The organism is Paenibacillus haidiansis (assembly GCF_036553665.1).
GTDB classification, from domain to species: domain Bacteria; phylum Bacillota; class Bacilli; order Paenibacillales; family Paenibacillaceae; genus Fontibacillus; species Fontibacillus haidiansis.
On sequence record NZ_JAZHPZ010000011.1, the window covers coordinates 57,256 to 79,195 of the forward strand.

The following is a 21,940-nucleotide window of genomic DNA, read 5'->3' on the forward strand; positions in this document are numbered from 1 at the left end:
CCGGCTGCCGCTCTTTGCGGGTTAATCCTAAATGAGCTTGGAGGAATCAGGATGGAGCAGAAAATTACAGAAATTATTGTTCATATGTCCCATTCCCATCAGCAAATGGCGCGGGTGATGGATGCCGAGCGGCAGGTCGCCGTCCGCATGGCCCAGATCGTTCATGCCATTCCGGATCAAGAGCCCGCGTTCGAGGGGACGTCCGGTCTGCTGGCAAATACGGGCCGCGTCAACAAAAGCGTGATTTCTTATCTAAATGCCATCGCTGACCTTCAGGAGGCTATGGCTGAGAACTTAGGGTATGTGGTGAAGGAAATGAGAGGCCTGGATGAAGAGTAGGCTAGGGACAGCGGGGAGATGGACATGAGCAGAGAACAGGCATATATGGAAATATTGGATGCTGCCGTGAAAATCCAGTGGAATGTCGCCTTGATTCTTGAGGCCAAGGCGGTGGAAGCGGAAAAGGGACGGAACTGGATCCTGAACCATATCCATGCGGAAAGCTTTGACGATCATGAAAAGCAGCTATCCGAGCCGCTGGATGTTCATGAACAACTGGTGGAGCTGGTAGAGGGGCTGACCAAGCTGCAAAACGGGCTGTGCAGCAATCTGAAAACCCTGCTTCCGCCGGAAAGCGAGGATTCTGGAGGTGATGACGGAGACTTTGGCGACATGTTCGGCGGAGGCTTTGACCTGGAGGATTCCGACAAATGACTCCCGAACTGCAAGCCGTGGAGACAGCCAAATTAAAGCTGATTGAATCGATTGCGAAAAGCCAGATGGCAATGGCGCGCATTTTGGACAGTTTGGCCGATGTGTCCGGTCATTCCGGGGCAACGGCCCGTCATCTTGCTGAAAATATTACCGTTCTGTCGAAATATCAAGACGCGATCGCACGGACCGTGTGCGGAATCTCCGTTCATCGCGTACATTACGGAACTCCTTCATCGCCCTGGATCATGAAGTCGTGCTATCCGGCAATTGACGCCGCCCGAGGAGAACAGGAGGATCTTAACCGATGACATTGACTAAAACCCGGCGGAGCCGCCGGCTTAAATCCAAAAAGATCGGCAGAGTCCGCCCGCGAAAGCGCAAAGTGTATTTGCGGCGGGGCCGCCGGCTTGGGACTAAACGAGCCCGCAAAAGATATCAGCGGCGGAGATCGGGACTTCGTCAGGCACAGGTACCCGTTCCCGTATTGGAGCCTCTCCCGATTCCCGACCCGCCGCAACCGCAGCAGCCGGCTGAACCGGTGGCGGTTGAAGCTCCCGAGCCGATCCCGGAAGATCCGGCCGTTTACGAGCAAGCCTACAATAATGCATATCAGGAAGGCTTCAATACCGGATTTGCCAAAGGATTCGAGGACGGGCATAAGCTGGCCTACAAAGAGCGCGCTTAATAACCGAGAGATTGAATCTACTATAATATTCAGAGACTTCCATCCCATGAGGGGATGGAAGTTTTTTTGTTTTCAACGGCGGCTTTAAGGCATTCGCCAATTTATCAGGCTCCCGGGTAGTCGTCCATGATGCATGTGTCCGCTGAGCATATATTTATAGGGACTTTAGGAAAACCACAAAAAGATAGGATGAATGCCTTGAACAGTGAGATGGATGTGAGATCCGGCGGAGACTTCAAGGCCGGATACGACGAGGGGTATCGCTACGGTGGATGCCAAGCTGTTCTGGACCGCATTCCGGCTTCTTCCGTTTCAAAGCGCAAGCTCCGTGTACTTTACGTACCTCAAGGATTCGATGCGATCGACGGCGGCGTATCCGACGCGCTTCGGACCTTGACGGCGGAATGCCGTACAGCTTCGCCGGAAACAATGCTGCAGGCCGCGGCCGAATTTCGTCCCGATCTCGTGCTCGTCATGAACGCCTTGCATGTATTTCCGGAAGACCACGGGGATCAGATCGTGCAGATCCGGCAAATGGGTATTCGTACCGCGGTCTGGTTCGTGGACGATCCTTATTTCACGGAGGACACCGTCCGGTTATCCCAGTATTACGACGCGGTCTTTACCCACGAGCTGGAGTGCGTGCCCCTCTACCGGGAAGCGGGATGCCGCCAGGTTCATTATTTGCCGCTGGCCGCGGATCCGAATCTGTTCCGCCCATTGAAGACTCCGCCGGAATACCGGTACGACATTTGCTTTATCGGCAACGCCTTTTGGAACAGAGCGGAATTATTCGACCGTCTAGCCCCTTTTCTGCAGGACAAAAAGGTATTGATTGCCGGAGGTCATTGGGACCGCCTGCAAAAATACGAGGAGCTGTCTCCGTTCATTCGCCACGGTTGGATTCCCGTCGAGGAGACCGTGTCTTACTATAACGGAGCGAAAATCGTGATCAACATCCACCGGCCGACCACGGCCGGATACGACAACAAGAACAGCCACAACGTGTCTGGCGCTTCGATCAATCCCCGGACGTATGAAATCAGCGGATGCGGCACTCTGCAAATTACGGATATCCGTCAGGATTTGTTTTCTTATTACCGGCCCGGATACGACATTGAGACCTTTATGAATGTCGAGGAGTTGCAGGCCAAGATCGATTATTACCTGCAGCATGAAGAAAAGCGGTTGGCTATTGCCTGGAGATCGCTTTGGACCACAAGAAAATATCACAACTTCCTAGACCGCGTAGGCCGTCTCCTTGACGCCGTATGAAGCCGCGGATCAAAACGCCAACATGATTTGGAGGAGTGACGAGATGATCACAAATGGCATACCGGAGATTGCCTATTCCCCGGACGGAGGAGGGGCGGGAGGACATCCTTCAGCGCTGAAAGGCCGGGAGGAAGGGTTGAGGGACGGATTTTACGAAGGATACTTGCGCGGCCGGTCCAAGGTGATCGCCGGGGCCCCAAGACCCCAATTTCCGGCGCGGCAAGTCCGGGTTTTGTATGTGGGATCCGGCAAAGGGTTTCCTTACTCGCCGATTGACGAGGCGGTCATCGCGACCCTGCGCCAGATGACCGCGGAAACCATTATCTGTGAACCGGGAGTACCGCTCGCCGAACTGGCGGCTTCGACACGCCCTGACCTGTTGCTTGTACTGGACGGGATGGATCTGCCTCTGGAGCAAGTCGACGCCGTACGCGCGGGCGGAACCCGGACGGCCGTCTGGTTGACGGACGATCCGTACTACACGGATATCACGATGACGATGGTTCCGCATTATGATTACGTATTTACGCTGGAGCGGAACTGCATCGATCTTTACCGCTCGCTCGGCTGCGCCAATGTTCATTATCTGCCCTTTGCGGCGTATCCGGAGCATTACCGTCCTACGGTCACTCAGGCTCCCGTGCGCAGAACCGTCGGATTCATCGGCTCGGCTTATTGGAACCGGGTGCAATTTTTTCAACCGATTATCGGGCAGCTCATGAACCGGGGGCTCACTATCAACGGAATTTGGTGGGATCGCCTTCCCGAATATCCGGCCTATACCGACCGGATCGATCTTGGCAAATGGATGGGACCGGCGGAAACGGCGGAGGTATACGGCAGCACGAAGATCATAATCAATCTGCACCGCTCTCCCTTCGAAGAAACGGCAAACAAAAACTCGGCCGGCATTACCGGCGTATCGCCCAATCCGCGGACCTTCGAAATCGCCGCAAGCGGCACGCTGCAACTGGTCGATGCCCGCGGCGACCTGGCTTCCTTCTACACGCCGGGGATGGAGATTGAAACATTTACGACCGCGGAGGAACTGATCGGGAAAATCGACTTCTACCTGACTCACGAAAAAGAAAGACAGGAAATCGTGTTCCGCGCCCTGCAGCGAACATATCGGGATCATATGTACAGCAACCGGATTGACGAGCTGCTCCGCGTCATTTTTGGCTGATTTCTGCCCGGAAGAAACGGAAATGCAGGCCAAAGGGAAGGGGCTTCCCCAAAACGATTCTGAGGTGATCGATGATGTCGGAAGGAAAAAAGCTGATGCTTTTTTCGCATGTGTGCAATACCCGGAGCATAACGGGGGCGGAGAAATTGCTGTTTTTTCTCGCCAAGAAGCTGTCCCGCCATTTTGAGTGCATCATCGTCGCCCCCCAGGATGGAAAGTTGACCAAATTGGCGCGAAAATGCGGGATACGCACGATCCTCAAGGAAGCTCCGCTGCTCTATACCATGTGTGCCCCCAATGAAAATTTAAACAAGGACGCCCAAAAGCTGAAGAGTCATGCGGCTACGGCCGAAATGGCCGCTATGTTGGCTGAGGAACGTCCCGATTATGTATTCGTCAATACGAGCGTAAACATCATTCCGGCATTCGCGGCCAAATCCCTCGGAATCCCGGTGGTGTGGCACGTCACGGAGATTATTCAGCCGACTCCCTATGCGGCCAGCTCGGTGGCAATTATCGACAGATACAGCGACTGGATCGTGGGGATTTCCGAAACGGCCGTAACTCCTTTCCGCGGCCACCCGGCGGAAAATAAAGTCAGTCTGCTCTATCCGTCTTGGGAAGCCGAGGAATTTCGGCCCGAACTCTGGTCCCAGCTTCGCCAGTCCAAGCGCAAGGAATGGGGGATCGGCGCCGATGCGAAGGTGATCGGCTACATCTCGTCCTTCCTGATCGCCGAGAAGGGTGCCGATCACTTTATAGAATCGGCCATAACGCTGGCGAAACAAAACCACGGCTTGCGATTCGTAGTGATCGGCGGCGAAGTGGACCGGGTTTACTACCAGTCGCTCAAGAGGAAGCTCATTGATTCCGGCCGGAACAGCCAATTTATTTTCGTTGAATACGAGGAGAACATCGAAGCCGCCTATTGCGCCATGGACATTGTCGTCATTCCGAGCCTGTTAAGCGAAGGATTCGGCATGACGGCCATGGAAGCGATGATCTTCGGCAAGCCGGTGGTAGCTTACGCCTCAGGCGGGCTGAGAGAGATATTGCAATTTACCGGCAATGAGCGTTTTCTGGTTCCGACAGGGGATAAAGAGGGGCTGCAGGCCAAAATTTCCGAACTGATCGAGACGCCGGATACTTTGGAAGTTATTGGTTATGAAAATCAGAAGCGCGTGGAAGCGATTTTTGGATCGGAGGCTTACGAGAACAGGCTGCTAATCATCTTAGGCTATATCTTTTCGCTTTCGGGAAGCCTCGTGCCGATCGAGGAAGCATTGTACTCGCCTCCGGAGGCGAGCGAAGGCGCTATTCCTGCGGCTCCGGCGCTTCCGAGGGGAGCGCGCGGGCATAGAAGAACGAGAAGCCTAAGGCGGGCTGGTCATAAACTGAAGCGCCGAGCTTCGCTAAGGAGAAAAAGACGGCCGATTCGTGCAAGGAAACGAAGCGGCCGGAAAAGAAGCCGGCGGGGCAGTGGCCGCGCCCGTAAACGGGCGCGGTAGCCCGGCTCCAATCTGGAAGAATCGCAAAGGAAACTATTCTTGCATCAGGGGGTGGGAACCAGCGTGAAAGTAATGACAATCCTGGGAACAAGGCCGGAAATCATTCGCTTAAGCTTGATTATTCCTTTGCTGGACCGGTATGCGGATAAACACATTTTGGTTCATACGGGGCAAAACTTCACGGCGAGCCTGAGCGGGATCTTTTTTGAGCAGCTGAGGCTTCGGACGCCCGACTATGTTTTGCAGGATCGCCAGGCTTCGTTAGGCGGACAACTGGCGGCGATGTTTTCCCAAGTGGAATCGATCTTGGAGCAGGAGCGTCCTGACCGGGTGCTGCTGCTGGGGGATACCAACAGTGCCCTATGCGCCATTCTGGCGGAGCGGATGGGGATTCCCGTCATTCATATGGAGGCCGGAAACCGCTGTTTCGATCTCGATGTACCGGAAGAGAAGAACCGGAAAATCATCGATGCCGTCTCTTCCATTAATATGCCTTACACGGCACAGAGCAAAAGTCATCTGCTCGCCGAAGGCATTCCGAGCCGCAATATCGTGCTTACGGGCAATCCGATTTATGAAGTGATGAAGCATTACGAGCCGGAAATCGCTTCGAGTGGCATTCTGGAACGTCTGAACCTGACGAGCGGCGAATATTTCCTGGTGACGACGCACCGGGCGGAAAATGTGGACCGCCCCGAGCACTTGCGGGAAATTATGAAAGGATTGAACAAGGTGGCGGAGGCCTACGGGCGCCGGCTGATTTGCAGCATTCATCCTCGGACAGAGTCGAGAATCGCAACCGATCTGAAAATGAAGATGCATCCGCTCGTCGAGTTCCATGAACCGTTCGGATTTTTTGATTTTGTCCAACTGGAACGTCAAGCATGCTGTGCTTTGACAGACAGCGGTACCGTACAGGAAGAATGCTGCATCATGCATGTTCCGACGGTGACGCTGCGCAAGACGACCGAGCGTCCCGAGACGGTGGACTGCGGAAGCAATATCGTGTCCGGGCTCGATAGCGACAGCATTCTTCATTCGACCCTTCTGATGACCGGGCTGAGCCGCGATTGGGAATGTCCGGAAGGCTACCTGGCGGACCGCGTTTCGGAGAAGGTCGTTAAATTTCTGCTTGGAGGGAAACGGCATGTTTGAAAATAAACGAATTTTGGTAACCGGCGGAACCGGTTCTTGGGGACACGAATTGGTCGCGCAACTACTGCCGCAACAGCCGAGGGAGGTTATCATCTATTCCCGGAACGAATCCTCCCAAGTCGCGATGAGCCGCCAGTTCGAGGATGACCGGCTGAAATTTTGCATCGGGGATATCCGCGACAAGGAGGCTTTAACGGCAGCGTGCCAAGGGGTGGATTACGTGTTCCATCTCGCGGCGTTGAAGCATGTTCCCGTCTGCGAGGATCAACCGTACGAAGCCTTAAAGACCAATGTGATCGGAACGCAAAACGTGATCGAAGCGGCCATTGCCAACAAGGTGGAAAAAGTTATCTATATCTCTACGGATAAGGCGGCCAACCCGTCGAATTTCTACGGGATGACCAAGGCGATCGGCGAGAAGCTGATTGTATATGCGAATCTGCTCCACAGCGACACCCGGTTTGTGACGGTGCGCGGCGGAAACGTGCTCGGAACCAACGGCAGCGTGGTCCATCTGTTCAAGGATCAAATCCGGCAGAAAAATCAGGTCACGATCACCGATTTCAACATGACCCGCTTCTTCCTGACCTTGCGCGACGCGATTTCGCTGTTGTTTAAGGCCTCGGTCGAAAGCGTGGGCGGGGAAATTTTCGTCATGACGATGCCGACCTGCCGAATCGTCGATCTTGCGGATGTGCTGATCGAGGATTCGGGAATCCAGGACGTTAAAATCGTCGAGAGCGGAATTCGTCCCGGAGAGAAAATCCATGAGATTCTCATGAGCGATTTTGAAAGCTTGACTACCGTCGTTTATGACGAGCAATACCTCGTCATTTTGCCGACGCTCAATATTCCGAATCTTAAGGAACGCTACCGCCATTGCCCGCCGGTCTCGTTCAGCAGCTTCAGTTCGGCCCACAATCTGATGTCGAAAGAGGAGATCCGCAACATTTTACGGCGCGGGGGGTTCCTGTCATGAAGCTGCTTATCCTGGGGGGGAATGGCATGGCCGGCCATGTACTGGTCGATTATTTCAGACGGCATGGCCGCCACCATGTGTTCTATACGAGCCGGGACCCCCGTGATCCGGAAGGCCTCTTCCTTGACGCTGCGGACAGCTTCTTGGTCGAAAAGGTCGTGGAGATCGTCCGGCCGGATATCGTCATCAATGCGGTCGGGGTGCTGAACCAATTTGCGGCGGCGGACAAAATCAACGCTTATCATATCAACGGGTTTCTTCCGCATCGGCTGCAGCGCGTCGCGGATACGGTCGGGGCGCGGCTGATTCATATCAGCACGGACTGCGTATTCGAAGGAACGAAAGGGAGTTACCGCGAGGACGACGAGCCGGACGGCACGAGCGTCTACGCAGTGACGAAAGCTCTCGGAGAGGTACATGCCCCCGGGCATGTAACCATCCGCACGTCGATCATCGGCCCGGAGATCCGCGGTGGCGGTATCGGGCTGATGAACTGGTTTATGAACAGCAGCGGTGAAGTTTCCGGATATAAAAATGTCATGTGGAACGGCGTGACCACGCTGGAGCTGGCCAAGGCCATAGATACTCTGATGGATTCGCCCTTGTCCGGGCTGATCCATCTCTCCCATGAGCCGGCGGTCTGCAAGCATGATCTGCTGCTGATGATGCAGGAAATATGGGGGCTTGAACATATTACGGTCATTCCCAGCGAGGAGCCCCATCAGGACCGGACGTTAATCTCTACCCGCAGCGATTGGCATTATGCAGTGCCGAATTATCGTGAGATGCTGGAGGAGTTAAAGAGATGGATGAACGAAAGAAAAAATTACGAGGCAAAGTAATCCTCATCACGGGAGCCGGCGGTTTCACCGGCGTGCACGCCTGCCGGTATTTCTCATCCATAGGCATGCGTGTGGCCGCGGTCGTCCGGGATGCTTCCTCGGACCGGGAAGTCTCCGGGGCTAAATACCATTCCTGCGATTTGCTTGCCCCCGAACAGGTTAAGGCCGTCGTCAAGGAGATCGCTCCGGATTATGTGCTGCACTTGGGGGGCAAAAATTCCGTACCCGAGTCGTGGGATAATCCGCTCCTATACATGGAGTCCAATGTTCTGTCGCTGCTTTACCTGCTGGATGCGCTCCGGGCCTTTCCGGCCTGCCGAGCGCTCATCGTAGGATCGCGTCTATCTTTTCGTCCGGGAGCGTCGTTTTATCGTCCGCATCATCCGTACGGCTTAAGCAAAAGCTTGCAGAAAATCGCCGCGCTTTCCTGGAAAGAACTATTCGGTCAGGATGTCATGCTGGCGGAGCCGTCCAACCTGATCGGACCGGGCCGCTCCACCGGGTTCTGCTCCTTGCTCGGCCGGCGGATCGTTCGGGAGGAGAGAGGAGAGGGGGATTCCCCCTTTCGCGTCTCCTCCCGCGACGAACGGCGCGACTTCCTTGATGTCCGGGACGCCGTCCGCGCTTACGGTTTTCTGCTCGCCAAGGGAAACTGCGGCGAAGTGTACCAGGTATGCTCCGGAGAGGAACAGACGCTCGAAGAGGTAACTATGACCATGCTGCAGCTGGCCGGCAGCAATTTGCCCGTAGAATGGGGAGAGAATCGCTCCGCCGATTCCGTTGTCGATTGCCTGAAGCCCGAGTTCTTGACGGGCATAGGATGGGCTCCGCGCATTCCGCTCAAGTCTTCGCTTGAAGACGTAATCCGTTATTACCGAACTGCGAAAGGAGGGATATGATGCGGCCGATAGTTTCGATTATTATTCCTTTCTATAACTGTTCCTATATCGATCAGGCGGTACAGAGCGCTCTTAATCAAACGTACAGTCCGATCGAAGTCATCGTCGTCGACGACGGGTCCACCCGGCATGCCGAACGGCTTGCTCCCTACCTTCCTTATATCAATTACCTAGGAAAAGCGAACGGAGGCACCGCCTCCGCGCTTAACCACGGAATCAGAAATGCCGCCGGCGAATACATCGCCTGGCTCAGCTCCGACGACTTGTTTTACCCCGACAAGATCAACCGTCAAGTGTCGTTTATGATGGAACAGCATGCCCGTATATCCCATACGAATTTCAACTATATCGACAGCGGCGGCAATGTTACGCAATATGATGTCGCTCCCCTCTCGGTTGTGACGAACCCGGTTGATTTCTATCGCTGCTTTTTGAACGCGAATCCGGTCAACGGATGCACCGTGATGATCAAGAAGGAGCTGTTCCAGACCGTCGGCTTATTTGACGAAAACCTTCCCTATACTCATGATTTGGACTTCTGGTTCCGGGCCATCCGCAGCGGGGCCCACTTTCCGTTTCTGAACGCTACTTTGACCGCATACCGGTGGCATGAAGGGATGGGAACCCTGCGGCATCAGGAGAAGATTCAAGTGGAATACGAGCAAACACAGAGCCGGGGGAGAGGATTCATGTTGGAGATTCTAGCGAGAACCAATATGTAAGACACAAACTTTCATAGAGAACGGTCTATCTACTAACGCCTCTTTTCATATAATCCGAGTATTTGTCCATGCCGATTCTAGCAAGCGGCATAGAATAGGATTAGAAAGGAGGTGGATGAACAATGCCAAACTTTTTGGTAGACAGCCAGGTATCCCAGGGCGCATCCTTTGCCAACATCTTCTCGGTTCCGGCGACGACAACGCCGGCGCTGTTCGGGACTCTGGGATTGAATACGGCCGATGCCGGACCCAATCTGCATGTTCATTTCAGCGCGACGGTCACCTTGAGTTCCCTCGTATCCGTTCTCGTTCCGGTCACCATCACGGTCGTCAGAATTATTAACGGAGTCTCGACAACGATCTATACGGCTACCGAGAGCCTTCCGATTGGGGGAGCTCTGTTGACCACGGATGTCTTTACGATAAGCGGCATCGATGTACCGCCGGCAGCCGATTTCATCATTTACCAGTCTTTTGTCAGCATTCCCGCAGGCCTGGCCGTCATCCCGAACCGGGTCGGACCGGAAAGCTTGCAAGCCGTAGCTTACTCCGACGCTCCGCTCGCCGACGAAGTTTGATCCACCGGAGTACACCGCCGGGACTTTGTGTCCTGGCGGTGTCTTTTACCGGTAAGCTTGAAGTCTATTTGCAGCCGCCTTTTTTCATATTTTACGAGGATTCGTCCAAGCCGAATCTAGTATGCGGCATAGCATAGAATTAGAAAGGAGGTAGATCAAACATGCCGAACTTTTTGGTAGACAGCCAGGAAGATCAGAATGCGGCGACTGCGGGATCGATCTCGATTCCGGCTTCGACCACGCCGGCGTTGTTCGGTTCCGTCGTTTTGGACACTTCGGGAGCCGGAACAACTCTGCAAGTACATTTCAGCGCAACAGTCACTTTGTCCGCAACGATCACAATTCTCGCCCCGGTCACCATTACGATTGTCAGAACGATCGGTGCCGTGGCGACAACGGTTTATACGGCCACCACGTCCCTTCCGATAGGGACGCTGCTGTTGACGACGGATGTGTTCACGATCAGCGGGATCGATGTTCCGCCGGCGGCCGACTCCATCACCTATGAGGCGTTTGTCAGCATTCCCGCCGGACTTGCCGTCATTCCGACCCGGGTCGGACCGGAAAGCTTCCAGGTCACGGCTTATTCCGATACGCCGGCCCCGGTTATCTAAAGAACACTAACTCTGCTCAGCACGCATTGCCCTCTATTTCGCAGTTATTATACTATTGCCTTTTTTCGTATAAAGGAATGTTCGTCCATTCAGAAACTTCCGCAGTGCATATGATACTATGAAAGGAGGTAGATTTAGATGCCAACTCAATTTCTTGACAGCCAAGTAGCGGTTAACTCGGTGGGAGGGACTGCGGTCACAACAACGCCGGCCGTATTTGGCACTCTGGGATTGAATACTGCGGCCGCAGGCCCGCAGCTGGAGGTCCAGTTCTCCGCAACGGTTACCATTTCCGTAACGTCTACGGCCCCAACTGATATTACTATTACGATCAACCGTATTTCGTCGCTGGGGACGGTTCCCATTTACACGGTTACTGAAGGGTTCCCTAATATATCCGGAGAAGGTGGGACTTTCGCCTTTACGGTTGCAGGAGCCGATTTCCAACCGCCGAATCCCGATGGTTTCCTTATCTATCAAGCCGTTGTTTCCGCTAGTTCCACTACGGCTACTCCGACCCGGGTAGGCCCTGAAGCTCTTATCGCCGCCGCTTATTCCCAACCCGCCGTTTAATCCGTCTATTGAATCCGTATAATGCCATTTACAGTAAATCGGCGCCGGTACATCCGGCGTCGTTTTTCTATGCGCAGGGCGTTTGACGTGTCCTGAGATATTGACGCCAAATATATTGTAATATCGTTCGAATTGTATCAAGTTATGCTTCCGCCGATCAGACGGAGCGCATAGGAAGGAGAAGGCATGAAGATCCTGCTTGCAACCTACTGGCTGATCCCCCATGTCGGCGGAGTGTGGAAATTTATGACCCAGATCAAGGAGCGCCTAGAGGCGATGGGGCATGAAGTCGATCTGCTGGGCAACAGCCCGGATTACAGCAGATTCCATATCTGGAACCGGGGAATGGAACTGCCAAAGGCGGGGCTCCAGCCTTTGCTGGCCGCCAAGCTGGATGCGGAGCACGCCCCGTTGTTGCATGGAGACCCGCTGATCGATTTTTATGAGCGGGACCGCTACTTAATGGAATTATCCGCCGCTTATTTCGGACTCGAAAGCTATGACCTGATCCATACGCAGGATATTTTTTCCGCCAGAGCGCTGAGCCGGGTGAAACCGGCACATATTCCGCTTATCGCTCATCTTCACGGTTCGGTGGCTACCGAGCTTAGGAATCATTTCCGGAGCAACCCGCAGCTCAATATAAACGAGGATTCCCCCGCCTGGAAATATTTCGAGTCGATCGAGCATTACGGCGCCATGTCCGGGAATTTGACGATTACGGCCAATCATGCCCAGAGAAATATGCTGATCCGTGAGTTCGGAGTTCCCGCCTCCCGTGTGGCCGCATTTCAGTATGGGCTCGATATGGATCAGTTCTGGAGAAAGGCCGGCGAGGGTACTTCGCTCCGGCGTCCCTCCGGTAAGAAAGTCATCATTTTTCCGGCCAGGCTGGCCGCAGTGAAAGGAATCAATGTCTTGATCTCCGCACTGGGACTGTTGAAATGCAAGCGCCGGGACTGGGTCTGCTGGATCGTGGGAGATGGGGAGCAGCGGACCGAATTGGAGAATCAGGCCGCAGGGCTGCAATTGCAGGAGGATGTCCTGTTTCTGGGGGAACGATCGGATGTGCCGGCCCTGCTCTTGAACTCCGATATTTTTGTCCATTCCTGCATTCAGGACAATCAACCGTTCTCGGTGATGGAGGCCCAGATCGCCGGTCTGGCCGTCTGCGTCTCGTCGGCCGGCGGACTGCCGGAAATGGTGGAACACGGAAGAACCGGTCTGATTTCACCCGTCAACAATCCTCTGGTCTTATCGGAACAATTGAATATTCTGCTTGAGAATGAGGTTTCGCGGAAGGAGCTTGGGAGGAACGCCCAAGCCTGGGGCAGTGTTCACTGGTCATTGGACGCGATGATTTCGCGGCTGCTTTCTATATATAATCTCGCGCTATATAACCCGATCGGGAGGTATGAATGATGGAGGACCGCTTTCCCAAACCGTACCAAGTCCCCGGAGACTTGTATAACCGGATTTTTGCCACCCAAGTCTCCCATTCCGAGCTGCTTGTTGACTATGCGTTATGGAACAAGATTGTTGCTTCATTACCCAAAGACTATCAATTGCCGGATTTGCCCGTGCTGTCCCGTACTGATTGCCATGTGAAATAAGTGCGAAACGGTGAAACAAAAACGCAGGGCTCTCCTGACGGAAGGCCCTGCGCCGTTCAAAAGGCCGTTTTTCAAGCTTCCTCCACCAGTCGGATTCCGCTCAGCACCTTTTCCCATAAATGATCGTTCCCTCTCAGAACTTCGCCGTCGGGAAGCTGAATGGAACAGCAATTCTCCACCGGACAAGCTTCTTCGACAATGCCCTGAACGGAAGTGTGATTTACCAGCAAAATATCAAAAGAATGGGCAACAAGCTGCGCCAGCACGCCCCGAAGAGCTTCCAATTCCGCAAACGTTCCGCCGGTCCGAATAAATAGATTCGAAGGGGAAGTTTGCGCTTTTTCCAGGAAACGCTGAACCCGTCGGTCATATTTGGCTTTGACTTCAGGGTAGGCGGCCAAATGCTGCGATGTGTTGTTATGGGTAAAGAAATCATGGTTCGAGTAAACGTTATAATAGGTTTCTTTGACCAGATATAGTTTGTCGCTTACTTGCTTTTCGACGACCAAATGGTCATAATCCATAAATCCCGCGAACCGGTTGCCAAGCAGCCGAATGACATCGGGCAGGCTGTAGGAAGCCATCCAATCCAGCGGACCGGCGTAAGGGCGGAGCCCGTTTCTCTCCAACTGGATCGAGACCGTGCAAAGATCTCCTAGACTATAGATCGCATGATAGGGCTTTTGGATATCGAATAGACGCATGGAAAGCACTACCTTTCTACGCATAGAATGCAGGGGCATGTTCTATTAAATGCCGAGAGGAATTTTTTGTTTGGATAGACGTTTATTCCTTTATGAATTTGGGTGCCGTTCCGTCTGAAATACGCCCGTACTTTTGGATGGGAAAAGCATATCATGACACAAAAGACTAAGGTCTGCGGGAGGATTGACATGTCCATATTGCGTATTAAATCCGCTGTAAACAGCAAGATCGATCCGCGTTATATTCAATTTCTTACGTTGGAGCTAACCAATTATGGGGAAAGCTTTGAATTTCTTCTGCTTGGCTATGCGCCACAAGGTCCGATCTACCGGGGGCTCTATTATCTGGAACAAGGCGGTACGTTCTCCTCTTCGCGGATTATGACCCAGTATGATCCGTTTGATCTGATTATCGTGACGAATGCTCCAACTTACGAACATACCGGATTGACGCTATTTGCCTGGAACGATGGACAGCATGTGGCCATCTTCACGCAGGAGGATGCGATCCGAGAATACTAATACGCCGGGGTGAAGACGGTGAAAGTCCTATTCGTATTTTATCTGCCTAGCGGGGGCGTGCACACCTTGAACCGTCAGCGCTGCCTTGCCTTGCGCCGCTACGGAATTCAAGCGGATTGCCTGTATTACGATTGGGGTGCGGGCCTGCAGGACTTTGAAGACTTTCCGGTTTATGTGACGCGGAACGATGCCGAGACCAGCCTTATTTTACGGTCAAGAAATTACGATTTCGTGGTCGTGACGACCGACCATACTTGTTTCGAACGGTTCAGAAATCTGGGGTACCAAGGCAAAATGATTCTGGAAATTCAGGGGTACGGACCGGAAGAAGTGGCCCGCAAACAATTGAAGATCGCCGAACCATATGTCAAAGCCCATGCCTCCGCCCTGCTGAATCCGAATACCCCTCATATTGCCTCTTTATTTCAGGAGCTGTATCCGGAAATCCCGCTTTTTCAATTTAACAATTGCTTCGATTCCATTCGTTTTACTTATCGGACCCAGCGAGGAAATATTCCGGACTCGCCGATTATCGCCTGGTTGGGAAGAATCGAAGACAATAAAAATTGGCGCGAATTTTTATACATTGGCCACGCCTTAAGTTATTTTTATCCCAAGCTCCGTTTATGGATGTTCGAGGATATCAACCTGTCGAACGCGGCGGAAAGGGGACAGTTTGCGGAAATAATCAATCAACTAGGGTTGAAGAAGCGCCTGACTTTGCGTTCCAATGTGCCGAACAAGGAAATGATGGGGCATTTTTCCGCAATCGGGGATTCCGGCGGCTTTCTCTGCTCCACCTCCAAAATGGAGGGTTCGCCGCTTGCGGTGTTGGAGGCCATGAGCTGCAGATGTCCGGTCCTGGCGAGCGATTGCGACGGGGTTTACTCTTCGGTCATACACAATATTACGGGCAAAAATTACAGGCTGGGGGATATCGAGCATGCCGTCAAAGAAGCCGTGGAGTTGATCGAAAACGCCGATTTGCGCCGGAATATCCAGGCAGGGGCACTGCTGCATGTCCAAACGGAATTCAATGCCGATGTCTATTGCCGTAACTTTATCGGTATGCTTGGTCAAATTTGAGGAAGGGAGAGGAAGTGAAATGAAATATATCCACAAGGTCGGTACGGCGGCGGGAACATTTCCTCCTTTTTTGGTAAGAGCGGACGAGATCGTACTTACCTCGGTTACCATGATGCACATTAACCCCGGGGACCGGCTGGTGCTGAGAATGGATGTCGGTTGGGAAAAGCCGATCCATTGGGATACGGGAGAAATGGAATTCAGAATCCGCAAGGACACACCGGACGGGCCGGTGATCTACTGGAATTTGGAAACCTGCTTTGAAAGAGCCTATTCCATGGAAACCGTAACGGATGTCGGGGTTGCTCCAATCCAGCATTATTATTTGACAGTGCGTTCTTCCGAAAGCAGAGGAATCATTACGGGACCTTATTCGCTGCAGGGCTCCGTTTTCCCGGTGGAGTAAACACGACGCTTTATAAAAAACAAGCTGGCATCGTGCAGGAAGCGCGATGTCAGCTTGTTTTTTGTTCGATTATCCATTTGAAGCAGGTGAGGACAACCATTCCGAGTACGTCTTCTCCAGTCCAGACCGTACCGAATGAACCGGGTTCCACTGCAAGTGATTGCGGGCCTTTAAGTTGGACAGACAGCTATGCATGATATCCCCCGGTCTCGCCGGCCGGTGGGTGACTTCAAACCAATAGGGATGAATATCGCCAAGCAGTTGGATCAATTGATTTATTGAAGTTTTCACCCCTGTACTTACATGAATCGTGTCCCGATTTCCAAATTGAACGGCCGCCGCAATCGCCTCAGCCACGTCTTCCACATAAACAAAATCCCGGGTTTGCATCCCGTCCCCATTGACCGGGAGCGAAAGACCTTTGCTGATTCGATCCATAAAAATGGCGATGACCCCGCCCTCTCCGTGCGCATTCTGGCCGGGGCCGTACACATTGGCAAAACGCAGGATCGTATAAGGAATATCGAAAAATTTATCGTACATCCGAATATAGTGCTCGGCCGCCAGCTTGGATAACCCGTAAAAGGATATCGGTTTAACCGGGTCAAGCTCGGTAAGGATTTCTTTATCCAAATCGCCGTAAACTCCGGATGTGGAGGCGAAAATAAATTTCCGCACCGAGGCCAAGCGGCAAGCCTCCAACAGGTTTATCGTTCCCCGAACATTGACATCCATGTCAAAGCACGGATTGTTGACCGATTGCCCCACATCGGCCTGGGCGGCCAGATGGATTACCGCATCGGGTCCGATATCCCGAATAAGATCCCGTGCTTTGTCGCTTCGGATATCCTCCTCATAAAATGCCGCTTCTTGAGGCACCTTTTCTTTATGGCCCGTGCTCAGATTGTCGATGACATGAACATCCACGTTCCGGCGGATCAACATGCCGACAAGATGGGAGCCGATAAATCCGGCCCCGCCGGTTACGACCGCTGTCTTCACTTCTCATGGCCTCCCTTATAACACGCATAATACGTATCCTATGAAGGCTGTGGTTCTTTGGCATTGGACAAAAGACGTGATCGGTTAAGTTTACCTGTATCCCGGTAGTCGAAACGGCGCATCCTAAATCCTGTTCATCATCAATTCAATAATAAATAAGGGGATGACTACATGCGAAGAGCCAAATTCGTCAGCTTGTCATTATCCGCAGCCCTGGTAGCCGGCCTGGTCGGTCTGACGGGCTGTACTACGGACAATAATGTGCGGACGCAGAATGTGCGCAATAACAATGGCCGGAATTATGACGTAAATTCGTTGCCGCAAGGCAATCGTATGTTTACCCGCAGCGCCGGCAACGGCCAAGCCGAACGAATTCGCACTTTAAAGTATAGCCCTGCGCTCAGCAACAAGGTGGCCGGCTTGAAGGATGTGCAAACCGCTCATGTTGTGGTGACGGATCGCGACGCTTATGTAGCTTTGACGCTTCATGGCAACAATATCGGTACTACTACCGGTACGAATGGCCGGGTTACGGGCATGTCGACGGGAATGGGCGCGGGTCGTGGAACGACTAACTTCGGCGGCCCTTATGGAGCCAATTACGGCACCCGCGGCGCCGGGGATAACGGCCTTGCCGGCAACCTGGCGGGCGGGCGTTCCGGCGTGGCCGGCAGCCTGTATGATATGGCACGCGGCGGAACCGGGCTGACGGGCCGAAATACGGTTACGGGAACGAACCGAGGCATGGGACTGGGTGGAACGACCGGGCTGACGGGCCGGAATACGGTTACGGGCACGAACCGAGGCATGGGACTGGATGGAACAACCGGGCTGACGGGCCGGACCGTTACGGGTACGAACCGAGGCATGGGACTGGGTGGCGTGACGGGCACCGGTAATATTCGGGGACTGGGTACAACCAACGGCACTATGGGGACCCGAACAGGGACCGGAACATTTAACGGCGTTGGGAACGGAACCGTAGCCGGAACTGTAACGGACAATGTGCCGCAGCATGTGAAGGACGAGGTGTCCAATATCGTTAAAAAGACCGCTCCGCATATCCGCAATGTATATGTATCGGGCAATCCCGATTTCGTAAGCCAAGTGGGCACTTATGCTACCCAAACGCGTGGAGGAGCAACCCTGCACGGATATATTGCCGATTTTCAAAGAATGATCGATCGCGTATTCCCATCGCGCAACGGCACGATGACCGGCCCGAGCGGCTATGCGCCGACGACGAACGGCACTACCGGAACGACGGGTATTAACCGTACCGGAGTCGGAACGGGCGGATATTCCGGCGGCGTAACCCGCTGATTTGAACAAAAAAAGCGTGGCGAACAAGACGACAACAACTTGTTCGAACCACGCTTTGTTTTGTTTATCCCCGGAACAAACGGCCTTCTACCCAAACTTTATGCAATTCAAGATCCTCGCCGTCAAGCAGCAGTAAATCCGCCTGTTTCCCGGTTTCGACCGAACCGGTGAGATGATCGATTCGAATCAGCTTGGCCGGATTTAGACTGGCTGCTTCCGATGCCCGCTCCACGCTGAGCCCGATTTCCCGGACGAGGTGGCGGAAGCCGCGGATCATGGTCAGCGTGCTGCCGGCCAGCGTTCCTTCGCTGTCCCTCAGCGTGCAGACATTGTCTTTGACGACGACGGGAAGGTCGCCAAGCATATATTCTCCGTCGCCAAGGCCCGCCGCCGACATCGCGTCCGTGATCAGCAGAAGGTTATGATTCTTCTTGACTTCGGCAAGCAATTGAATCCCGGCCTTGTGGACATGAATGCCGTCGGCGATGATTTCCGCGCTGATCGCCGGAGAGCTGAGAACCGCGCCCGCCGTTCCCGGTTTGCGGTGATGGAACGGGGTCATGGCGTTAAAGGCGTGCACGGCATGGTGCAGACCGACCTCGACGGCGGCCATGATTTCTTCATAAGTCGCATCCGTATGTCCGGCAGCGGCCACGATACCCTTGCTGCGCAAATACCGGATCAGGTCGTGGGCGCCTTCGCGTTCGGGGGCGAAGGTAACCTGCTTGATCAGCCCGGGATAACGTTCTTCCCACGCTTCCACCCAGTCCCGGTTCGGCGGCACGATATGGGCCGGATTTTGCGCTCCGGGCCATTTCGGGCTAATGAAAGGCCCCTCCAAATGAACCCCCGCCAGCTTGGCATAAGGCATATCACCGCTCCTATAACTGTGAACCTGTGCCAGCACTTCTTCAATAACCGTTTTGGGCAGCGTCATCGTTGTGGCCAGCATCGAGGTCGTCCCCTGGCTGCAGTGCAGTTTAGTGATCGCGTCAAACGCCTGCTTGCTCGGTACGGAGAAATCCTCCAGCATTCCTCCGTGCACATGCACATCGATGAAGCCGGGCAACACGTATCCGCCTTTGGCAGCGATCGTTTCGGCTTGTTCCCCGGTTCCCTCGGGAAGTCCTGCGGTCGATCCGACATAGGTAATGATCCCGTTCCGGACCGCTACGGCGCCGTCATGGAACGTTCCTCGCGGCGTTACGACCTCGCCGTGAAGTATCCGGAAATTGCGATCGCTCCGATCCGTCATCAGACTAACCCCCCTGCCGCTTGATCAAGCACAACCACGACATTGGGATGGGTTTGCAGGAAGGAGGCCGGACATTTCGTCGTGATCGGGCCTTTCAGCGCGCGGGCGACGATTTCGGCCTTATCTTCGCCTTTGGCCATAAGCAGAATTTGTTTGGCTTGCAAAATCGAGCCTATTCCCATCGTGATCGCATGGGTAGGCACTTCGTCGATCGAGCGGAAGAAGCGCGCGTTCGCCTGCCGGGTCCGCTCATCGAGCTCCACGATATGGGTCGGCCCCTGAAGCTCCTCGCCCGGCTCGTTGAATCCGATATGGCCGTTGTGACCCAATCCGAGAAGCTGCAGGTCGATTTGGCCGACGGCTCCCAACAGCCGGTTGTATTCGGCGGCGGCTTCCTCCGGAACGGCCGTGGTGCCGGAAGGAACATGGGTGTTCTCCAGCGGAATGTCGATATGATTAAACAGCTTCTCGTTCATGAATTTACGGTAGCTTTGCGGATGGTCCGCGGATAGCCCGATATACTCGTCCAGATTGTAGCTGCTGGCCTGCTTGAAGCTGACCACGCCTTCGCGATACAGCTCGATCAGCTTTTGATAAACGCCTACGGGAGTGCTGCCGGTGGCCAGCCCCAACACCGCCCGGGGATTGGATTGCAGAAGACTGGCGATAATGCCTGCTCCGGTTTCGTTAAACAACTGCTCCCCTTTTACCTTGATAATGTTAAGCATCCTTGTTAAACCTCCCTGTGCTTCCTGTATATTTGGACATTTTGGTACGAACTTTCCAGCTTGGGGATAAAATCTTCAAATTCCGTGCTCACCATACCGGTAAACAAAATATCGACCACGTGCAGCTGCGCGATCCGCGAAGCCATATCCCCCCGGCGCATACCTTCCTCGAGCGATGAGGAGAATAAAGCTATATCGGCCAGCGAAGCGAGGCTGCTGTTGCCGTACTGGGTCAGCGAGATCGTCAGGGCGCCGCTGTCCTTGGCGCAGCGGAGCGCGTCGATCGTTTCCGGCGTTTCGCCGCTGTAGGAGATCGCCAATGCCACATCGCCCGCTCCAAGCGAGGAGGCGGAGGTGATTTGCATATGCGAATCGGCGAAGGCCGTGCAATTTTTCCCGATCCGGATCAGCTTCTGATAGAAGTCCTGTGCGATGATCGAAGAAGTCGCCACCCCGTACAGGTCAATGCGGCCCGCTTGGCAGAGGCTCTCCACCGCCCGGCGCAGCTCGTTCATATCCAGCAGGCGGGTGGTGTCCGTAATCGAGGCGAGATGGTTGGCTTCCATAGCCTGGACGATTTTCTCCAGGTCGTTGCCCGCGATAACGTCCTGATATTGGTTTTGCGGCGTTTGATGGGCCAGCTCGCCGGCCAGCTTCATTTTAAAATCGGGAAAGCCCTTAAAATGAAAGGTTTTGCAAAACCGCGTCACCGTCGACGGACTAATGCCGCAAATATTGGCCAATTCCGTGATGCCTTGATGAATGACGGAGGAGGGGGCATTCAGTATATATTTTCCCAGCCGCCGCTCCTGGGGAGGGAGTGTTTCCAGATTGCTTGAAACGGCATGCAAAATCGGAGTCGGCATTGAATTCACCTACCAAATCATATAAGAAAATTATTTCTATATATTTTGTGATTATTATGAAAATTATTTCGATTTCATCATAAGCCCTTCTCACTGGGAAAGCAAGGGATTTTCGCATGAAATGGACGGAATCCTTGTCTTTTCGCCGGGTAAATACTACACTTAGGGTAAGCATCCTATGATTTTTTTAGAGGTGGGCTGGTTTGTGGATCATAATCTTGACGGGTATATCGAGCGGCTTCTGAGCAATTGGTCGAAGACATCCCGCAAAATGCAAAGCCAAATCATGCATCATCGAGAGCTCGGCTTAACCGGACCTCAATTTCATATGCTGACCATCATCGCCAAGAAAAAATGCTGCAATGTGCGGTATCTGTCGGAACGGCTTGAGGTCAAACCAAGCGCGATTACGGTCATGACCGATCGCCTGGTGCAGAGCGGTTATGTGGAACGGCGGCATGACGAGCAGGATCGACGGTCGGTCCTGTTGTCCGTGACCGAGCTTGGGGCGGAGGTATTGCGTAAAGCCGAAAAACGGTCGCGCAAAGTCCTCGAGTCTTATCTGGCCGACTTGACCCCGCATGAGCAAGAGGTTTTGCTGAACATCATCGAGAAATTTGCGCACAGGGATACGGATATTTCGCAATCCCAAGGGGACAGTGACTGTCGAAGAGAGAGTTAAAAAAGAGCTTGCCGCTGTGGCAA

General features: G+C 53.7%; 27 protein-coding genes. 22 read left to right on the forward strand and 5 right to left on the reverse strand.

Annotation, left to right across the window (positions count from 1 at the left end; all coding sequences use genetic code 11):
* The first annotated feature begins 51 nt into the window (after positions 1–51).
* The 17 genes from V3851_RS19050 to V3851_RS19130 all read left to right on the forward strand — a co-directional run bounded on the left by V3851_RS19050 (position 52) and on the right by V3851_RS19130 (position 13,343).
* Complete coding sequence (locus V3851_RS19050; RefSeq protein WP_331848145.1) at positions 52–339, forward strand: nucleoside-diphosphate sugar epimerase; 288 nt, start codon at positions 52–54, stop codon at positions 337–339.
* A 24-nt stretch (positions 340–363) separates the two neighbouring features.
* Entirely contained in the window at positions 364–714 is a 351-nt protein-coding gene (locus V3851_RS19055) for a restriction endonuclease subunit S (protein WP_331848146.1), read from the forward strand.
* Positions 711–1,022, forward strand: coding sequence for a hypothetical protein (locus tag V3851_RS19060; RefSeq protein ID WP_331848147.1), 312 nt, complete (start codon positions 711–713; stop codon positions 1,020–1,022). The genes V3851_RS19055 and V3851_RS19060 overlap by 4 nt, the downstream gene beginning before the upstream one ends.
* A complete protein-coding gene (locus V3851_RS19065; RefSeq protein ID WP_331848148.1) occupies positions 1,019–1,399 on the forward strand; it encodes a hypothetical protein in 381 nt (126 codons plus the stop codon). The genes V3851_RS19060 and V3851_RS19065 overlap by 4 nt, the downstream gene beginning before the upstream one ends.
* Before the next feature lie 189 nt (positions 1,400–1,588).
* Positions 1,589–2,674 carry a CgeB family protein gene (locus tag V3851_RS19070; protein WP_331848149.1) on the forward strand — a complete coding sequence of 362 codons (1,086 nt, stop codon included), beginning with the start codon at positions 1,589–1,591 and terminating at the stop codon, positions 2,672–2,674.
* A 43-nt stretch (positions 2,675–2,717) separates the two neighbouring features.
* Complete coding sequence (locus V3851_RS19075; RefSeq protein ID WP_331848150.1) at positions 2,718–3,860, forward strand: CgeB family protein; 1,143 nt, start codon at positions 2,718–2,720, stop codon at positions 3,858–3,860.
* A 95-nt stretch (positions 3,861–3,955) separates the two neighbouring features.
* A complete protein-coding gene (locus tag V3851_RS19080; protein ID WP_331848151.1) occupies positions 3,956–5,368 on the forward strand; it encodes a glycosyltransferase family 4 protein in 1,413 nt (470 codons plus the stop codon).
* A gap of 63 nt (positions 5,369–5,431) precedes the next feature.
* Positions 5,432–6,523 carry a non-hydrolyzing UDP-N-acetylglucosamine 2-epimerase gene (gene wecB / locus V3851_RS19085; RefSeq protein WP_331848152.1) on the forward strand — a complete coding sequence of 364 codons (1,092 nt, stop codon included), beginning with the start codon at positions 5,432–5,434 and terminating at the stop codon, positions 6,521–6,523.
* Positions 6,516–7,502: a polysaccharide biosynthesis protein gene (locus tag V3851_RS19090; protein ID WP_331848153.1), complete on the forward strand. Its 987-nt coding sequence runs from the start codon at positions 6,516–6,518 to the stop codon at positions 7,500–7,502. The genes wecB and V3851_RS19090 overlap by 8 nt, the downstream gene beginning before the upstream one ends.
* Entirely contained in the window at positions 7,499–8,344 is an 846-nt protein-coding gene (locus V3851_RS19095; RefSeq protein WP_331848154.1) for an SDR family oxidoreductase, read from the forward strand. Before V3851_RS19090 ends, V3851_RS19095 begins: the two co-directional genes overlap by 4 nt.
* Positions 8,308–9,243, forward strand: coding sequence for an NAD-dependent epimerase/dehydratase family protein (locus V3851_RS19100; RefSeq protein WP_331848155.1), 936 nt, complete (start codon positions 8,308–8,310; stop codon positions 9,241–9,243). Before V3851_RS19095 ends, V3851_RS19100 begins: the two co-directional genes overlap by 37 nt.
* Positions 9,243–9,965 (forward strand): glycosyltransferase, encoded by a 723-nt coding sequence (locus tag V3851_RS19105; RefSeq protein ID WP_331848156.1) that lies wholly within the window; start codon positions 9,243–9,245, stop codon positions 9,963–9,965. Before V3851_RS19100 ends, V3851_RS19105 begins: the two co-directional genes overlap by 1 nt.
* Positions 9,966–10,087: 122 nt before the next feature.
* Positions 10,088–10,543: a hypothetical protein gene (locus V3851_RS19110; RefSeq protein WP_331848157.1), complete on the forward strand. Its 456-nt coding sequence runs from the start codon at positions 10,088–10,090 to the stop codon at positions 10,541–10,543.
* A 161-nt stretch (positions 10,544–10,704) separates the two neighbouring features.
* Positions 10,705–11,157 (forward strand): hypothetical protein, encoded by a 453-nt coding sequence (locus V3851_RS19115; RefSeq protein WP_331848158.1) that lies wholly within the window; start codon positions 10,705–10,707, stop codon positions 11,155–11,157.
* A gap of 138 nt (positions 11,158–11,295) precedes the next feature.
* Positions 11,296–11,730, forward strand: coding sequence for a hypothetical protein (locus V3851_RS19120; protein WP_331848159.1), 435 nt, complete (start codon positions 11,296–11,298; stop codon positions 11,728–11,730).
* Positions 11,731–11,916: 186 nt separating this feature from the next.
* Positions 11,917–13,152, forward strand: coding sequence for a glycosyltransferase family 4 protein (locus V3851_RS19125; RefSeq protein ID WP_331848160.1), 1,236 nt, complete (start codon positions 11,917–11,919; stop codon positions 13,150–13,152).
* Positions 13,149–13,343, forward strand: coding sequence for a hypothetical protein (locus V3851_RS19130; RefSeq protein WP_331848161.1), 195 nt, complete (start codon positions 13,149–13,151; stop codon positions 13,341–13,343). Before V3851_RS19125 ends, V3851_RS19130 begins: the two co-directional genes overlap by 4 nt.
* Before the next feature lie 71 nt (positions 13,344–13,414).
* Here the strand turns inward: V3851_RS19130 and V3851_RS19135 are convergent, their stop codons facing one another.
* Positions 13,415–14,047 (reverse strand): DUF1796 family putative cysteine peptidase, encoded by a 633-nt coding sequence (locus tag V3851_RS19135; protein ID WP_331848162.1) that lies wholly within the window; start codon positions 14,045–14,047, stop codon positions 13,415–13,417.
* Between the two features lie 189 nt (positions 14,048–14,236).
* On the opposite strand from V3851_RS19135, the gene V3851_RS19140 reads away from it, so the two are divergent.
* From V3851_RS19140 to V3851_RS19150, 3 genes are read left to right on the forward strand one after another with little or no spacing between them, the layout of a single operon-like run.
* Positions 14,237–14,569, forward strand: coding sequence for a hypothetical protein (locus V3851_RS19140; protein WP_331848163.1), 333 nt, complete (start codon positions 14,237–14,239; stop codon positions 14,567–14,569).
* A gap of 18 nt (positions 14,570–14,587) precedes the next feature.
* The gene (locus V3851_RS19145; protein WP_331848164.1) at positions 14,588–15,655 is read left to right on the forward strand and encodes a glycosyltransferase family 4 protein; all 1,068 of its coding nucleotides are present in this window, start codon (positions 14,588–14,590) and stop codon (positions 15,653–15,655) included.
* 19 nt (positions 15,656–15,674) lie between these two features.
* Positions 15,675–16,061, forward strand: a complete 387-nt coding sequence (locus V3851_RS19150; RefSeq protein WP_331848165.1) for a hypothetical protein — start codon at positions 15,675–15,677, stop codon at positions 16,059–16,061.
* Between the two features lie 69 nt (positions 16,062–16,130).
* On the opposite strand, the gene V3851_RS19155 is transcribed toward V3851_RS19150, so the two are convergent.
* On the reverse strand, positions 16,131–17,063 hold the full coding sequence (locus tag V3851_RS19155; protein WP_331848166.1) for an NAD-dependent epimerase/dehydratase family protein: 933 nt from the start codon (positions 17,061–17,063) through the stop codon (positions 16,131–16,133).
* Between the two features lie 171 nt (positions 17,064–17,234).
* On the opposite strand from V3851_RS19155, the gene V3851_RS19160 reads away from it, so the two are divergent.
* Positions 17,235–18,386 (forward strand): YhcN/YlaJ family sporulation lipoprotein, encoded by a 1,152-nt coding sequence (locus V3851_RS19160; RefSeq protein WP_331848167.1) that lies wholly within the window; start codon positions 17,235–17,237, stop codon positions 18,384–18,386.
* A gap of 64 nt (positions 18,387–18,450) precedes the next feature.
* Here V3851_RS19160 and nagA read toward each other — a convergent pair whose 3' ends face one another.
* From nagA to V3851_RS19175, 3 genes are read right to left on the reverse strand one after another with little or no spacing between them, the layout of a single operon-like run.
* On the reverse strand, positions 18,451–19,641 hold the full coding sequence (gene nagA, locus V3851_RS19165) for an N-acetylglucosamine-6-phosphate deacetylase (RefSeq protein ID WP_331848168.1): 1,191 nt from the start codon (positions 19,639–19,641) through the stop codon (positions 18,451–18,453).
* Complete coding sequence (gene nagB / locus V3851_RS19170; RefSeq protein ID WP_331848169.1) at positions 19,641–20,369, reverse strand: glucosamine-6-phosphate deaminase; 729 nt, start codon at positions 20,367–20,369, stop codon at positions 19,641–19,643. Before nagB ends, nagA begins: the two co-directional genes overlap by 1 nt.
* A 5-nt stretch (positions 20,370–20,374) precedes the next feature.
* Positions 20,375–21,235: a MurR/RpiR family transcriptional regulator gene (locus V3851_RS19175; RefSeq protein ID WP_331848170.1), complete on the reverse strand. Its 861-nt coding sequence runs from the start codon at positions 21,233–21,235 to the stop codon at positions 20,375–20,377.
* Positions 21,236–21,413: 178 nt separating this feature from the next.
* Here V3851_RS19175 and V3851_RS19180 point away from each other — a divergent pair, with 178 nt between their 5' ends.
* Entirely contained in the window at positions 21,414–21,917 is a 504-nt protein-coding gene (locus V3851_RS19180; RefSeq protein WP_331848171.1) for a MarR family winged helix-turn-helix transcriptional regulator, read from the forward strand.
* The last annotated feature ends 23 nt before the right edge of the window (positions 21,918–21,940 follow it).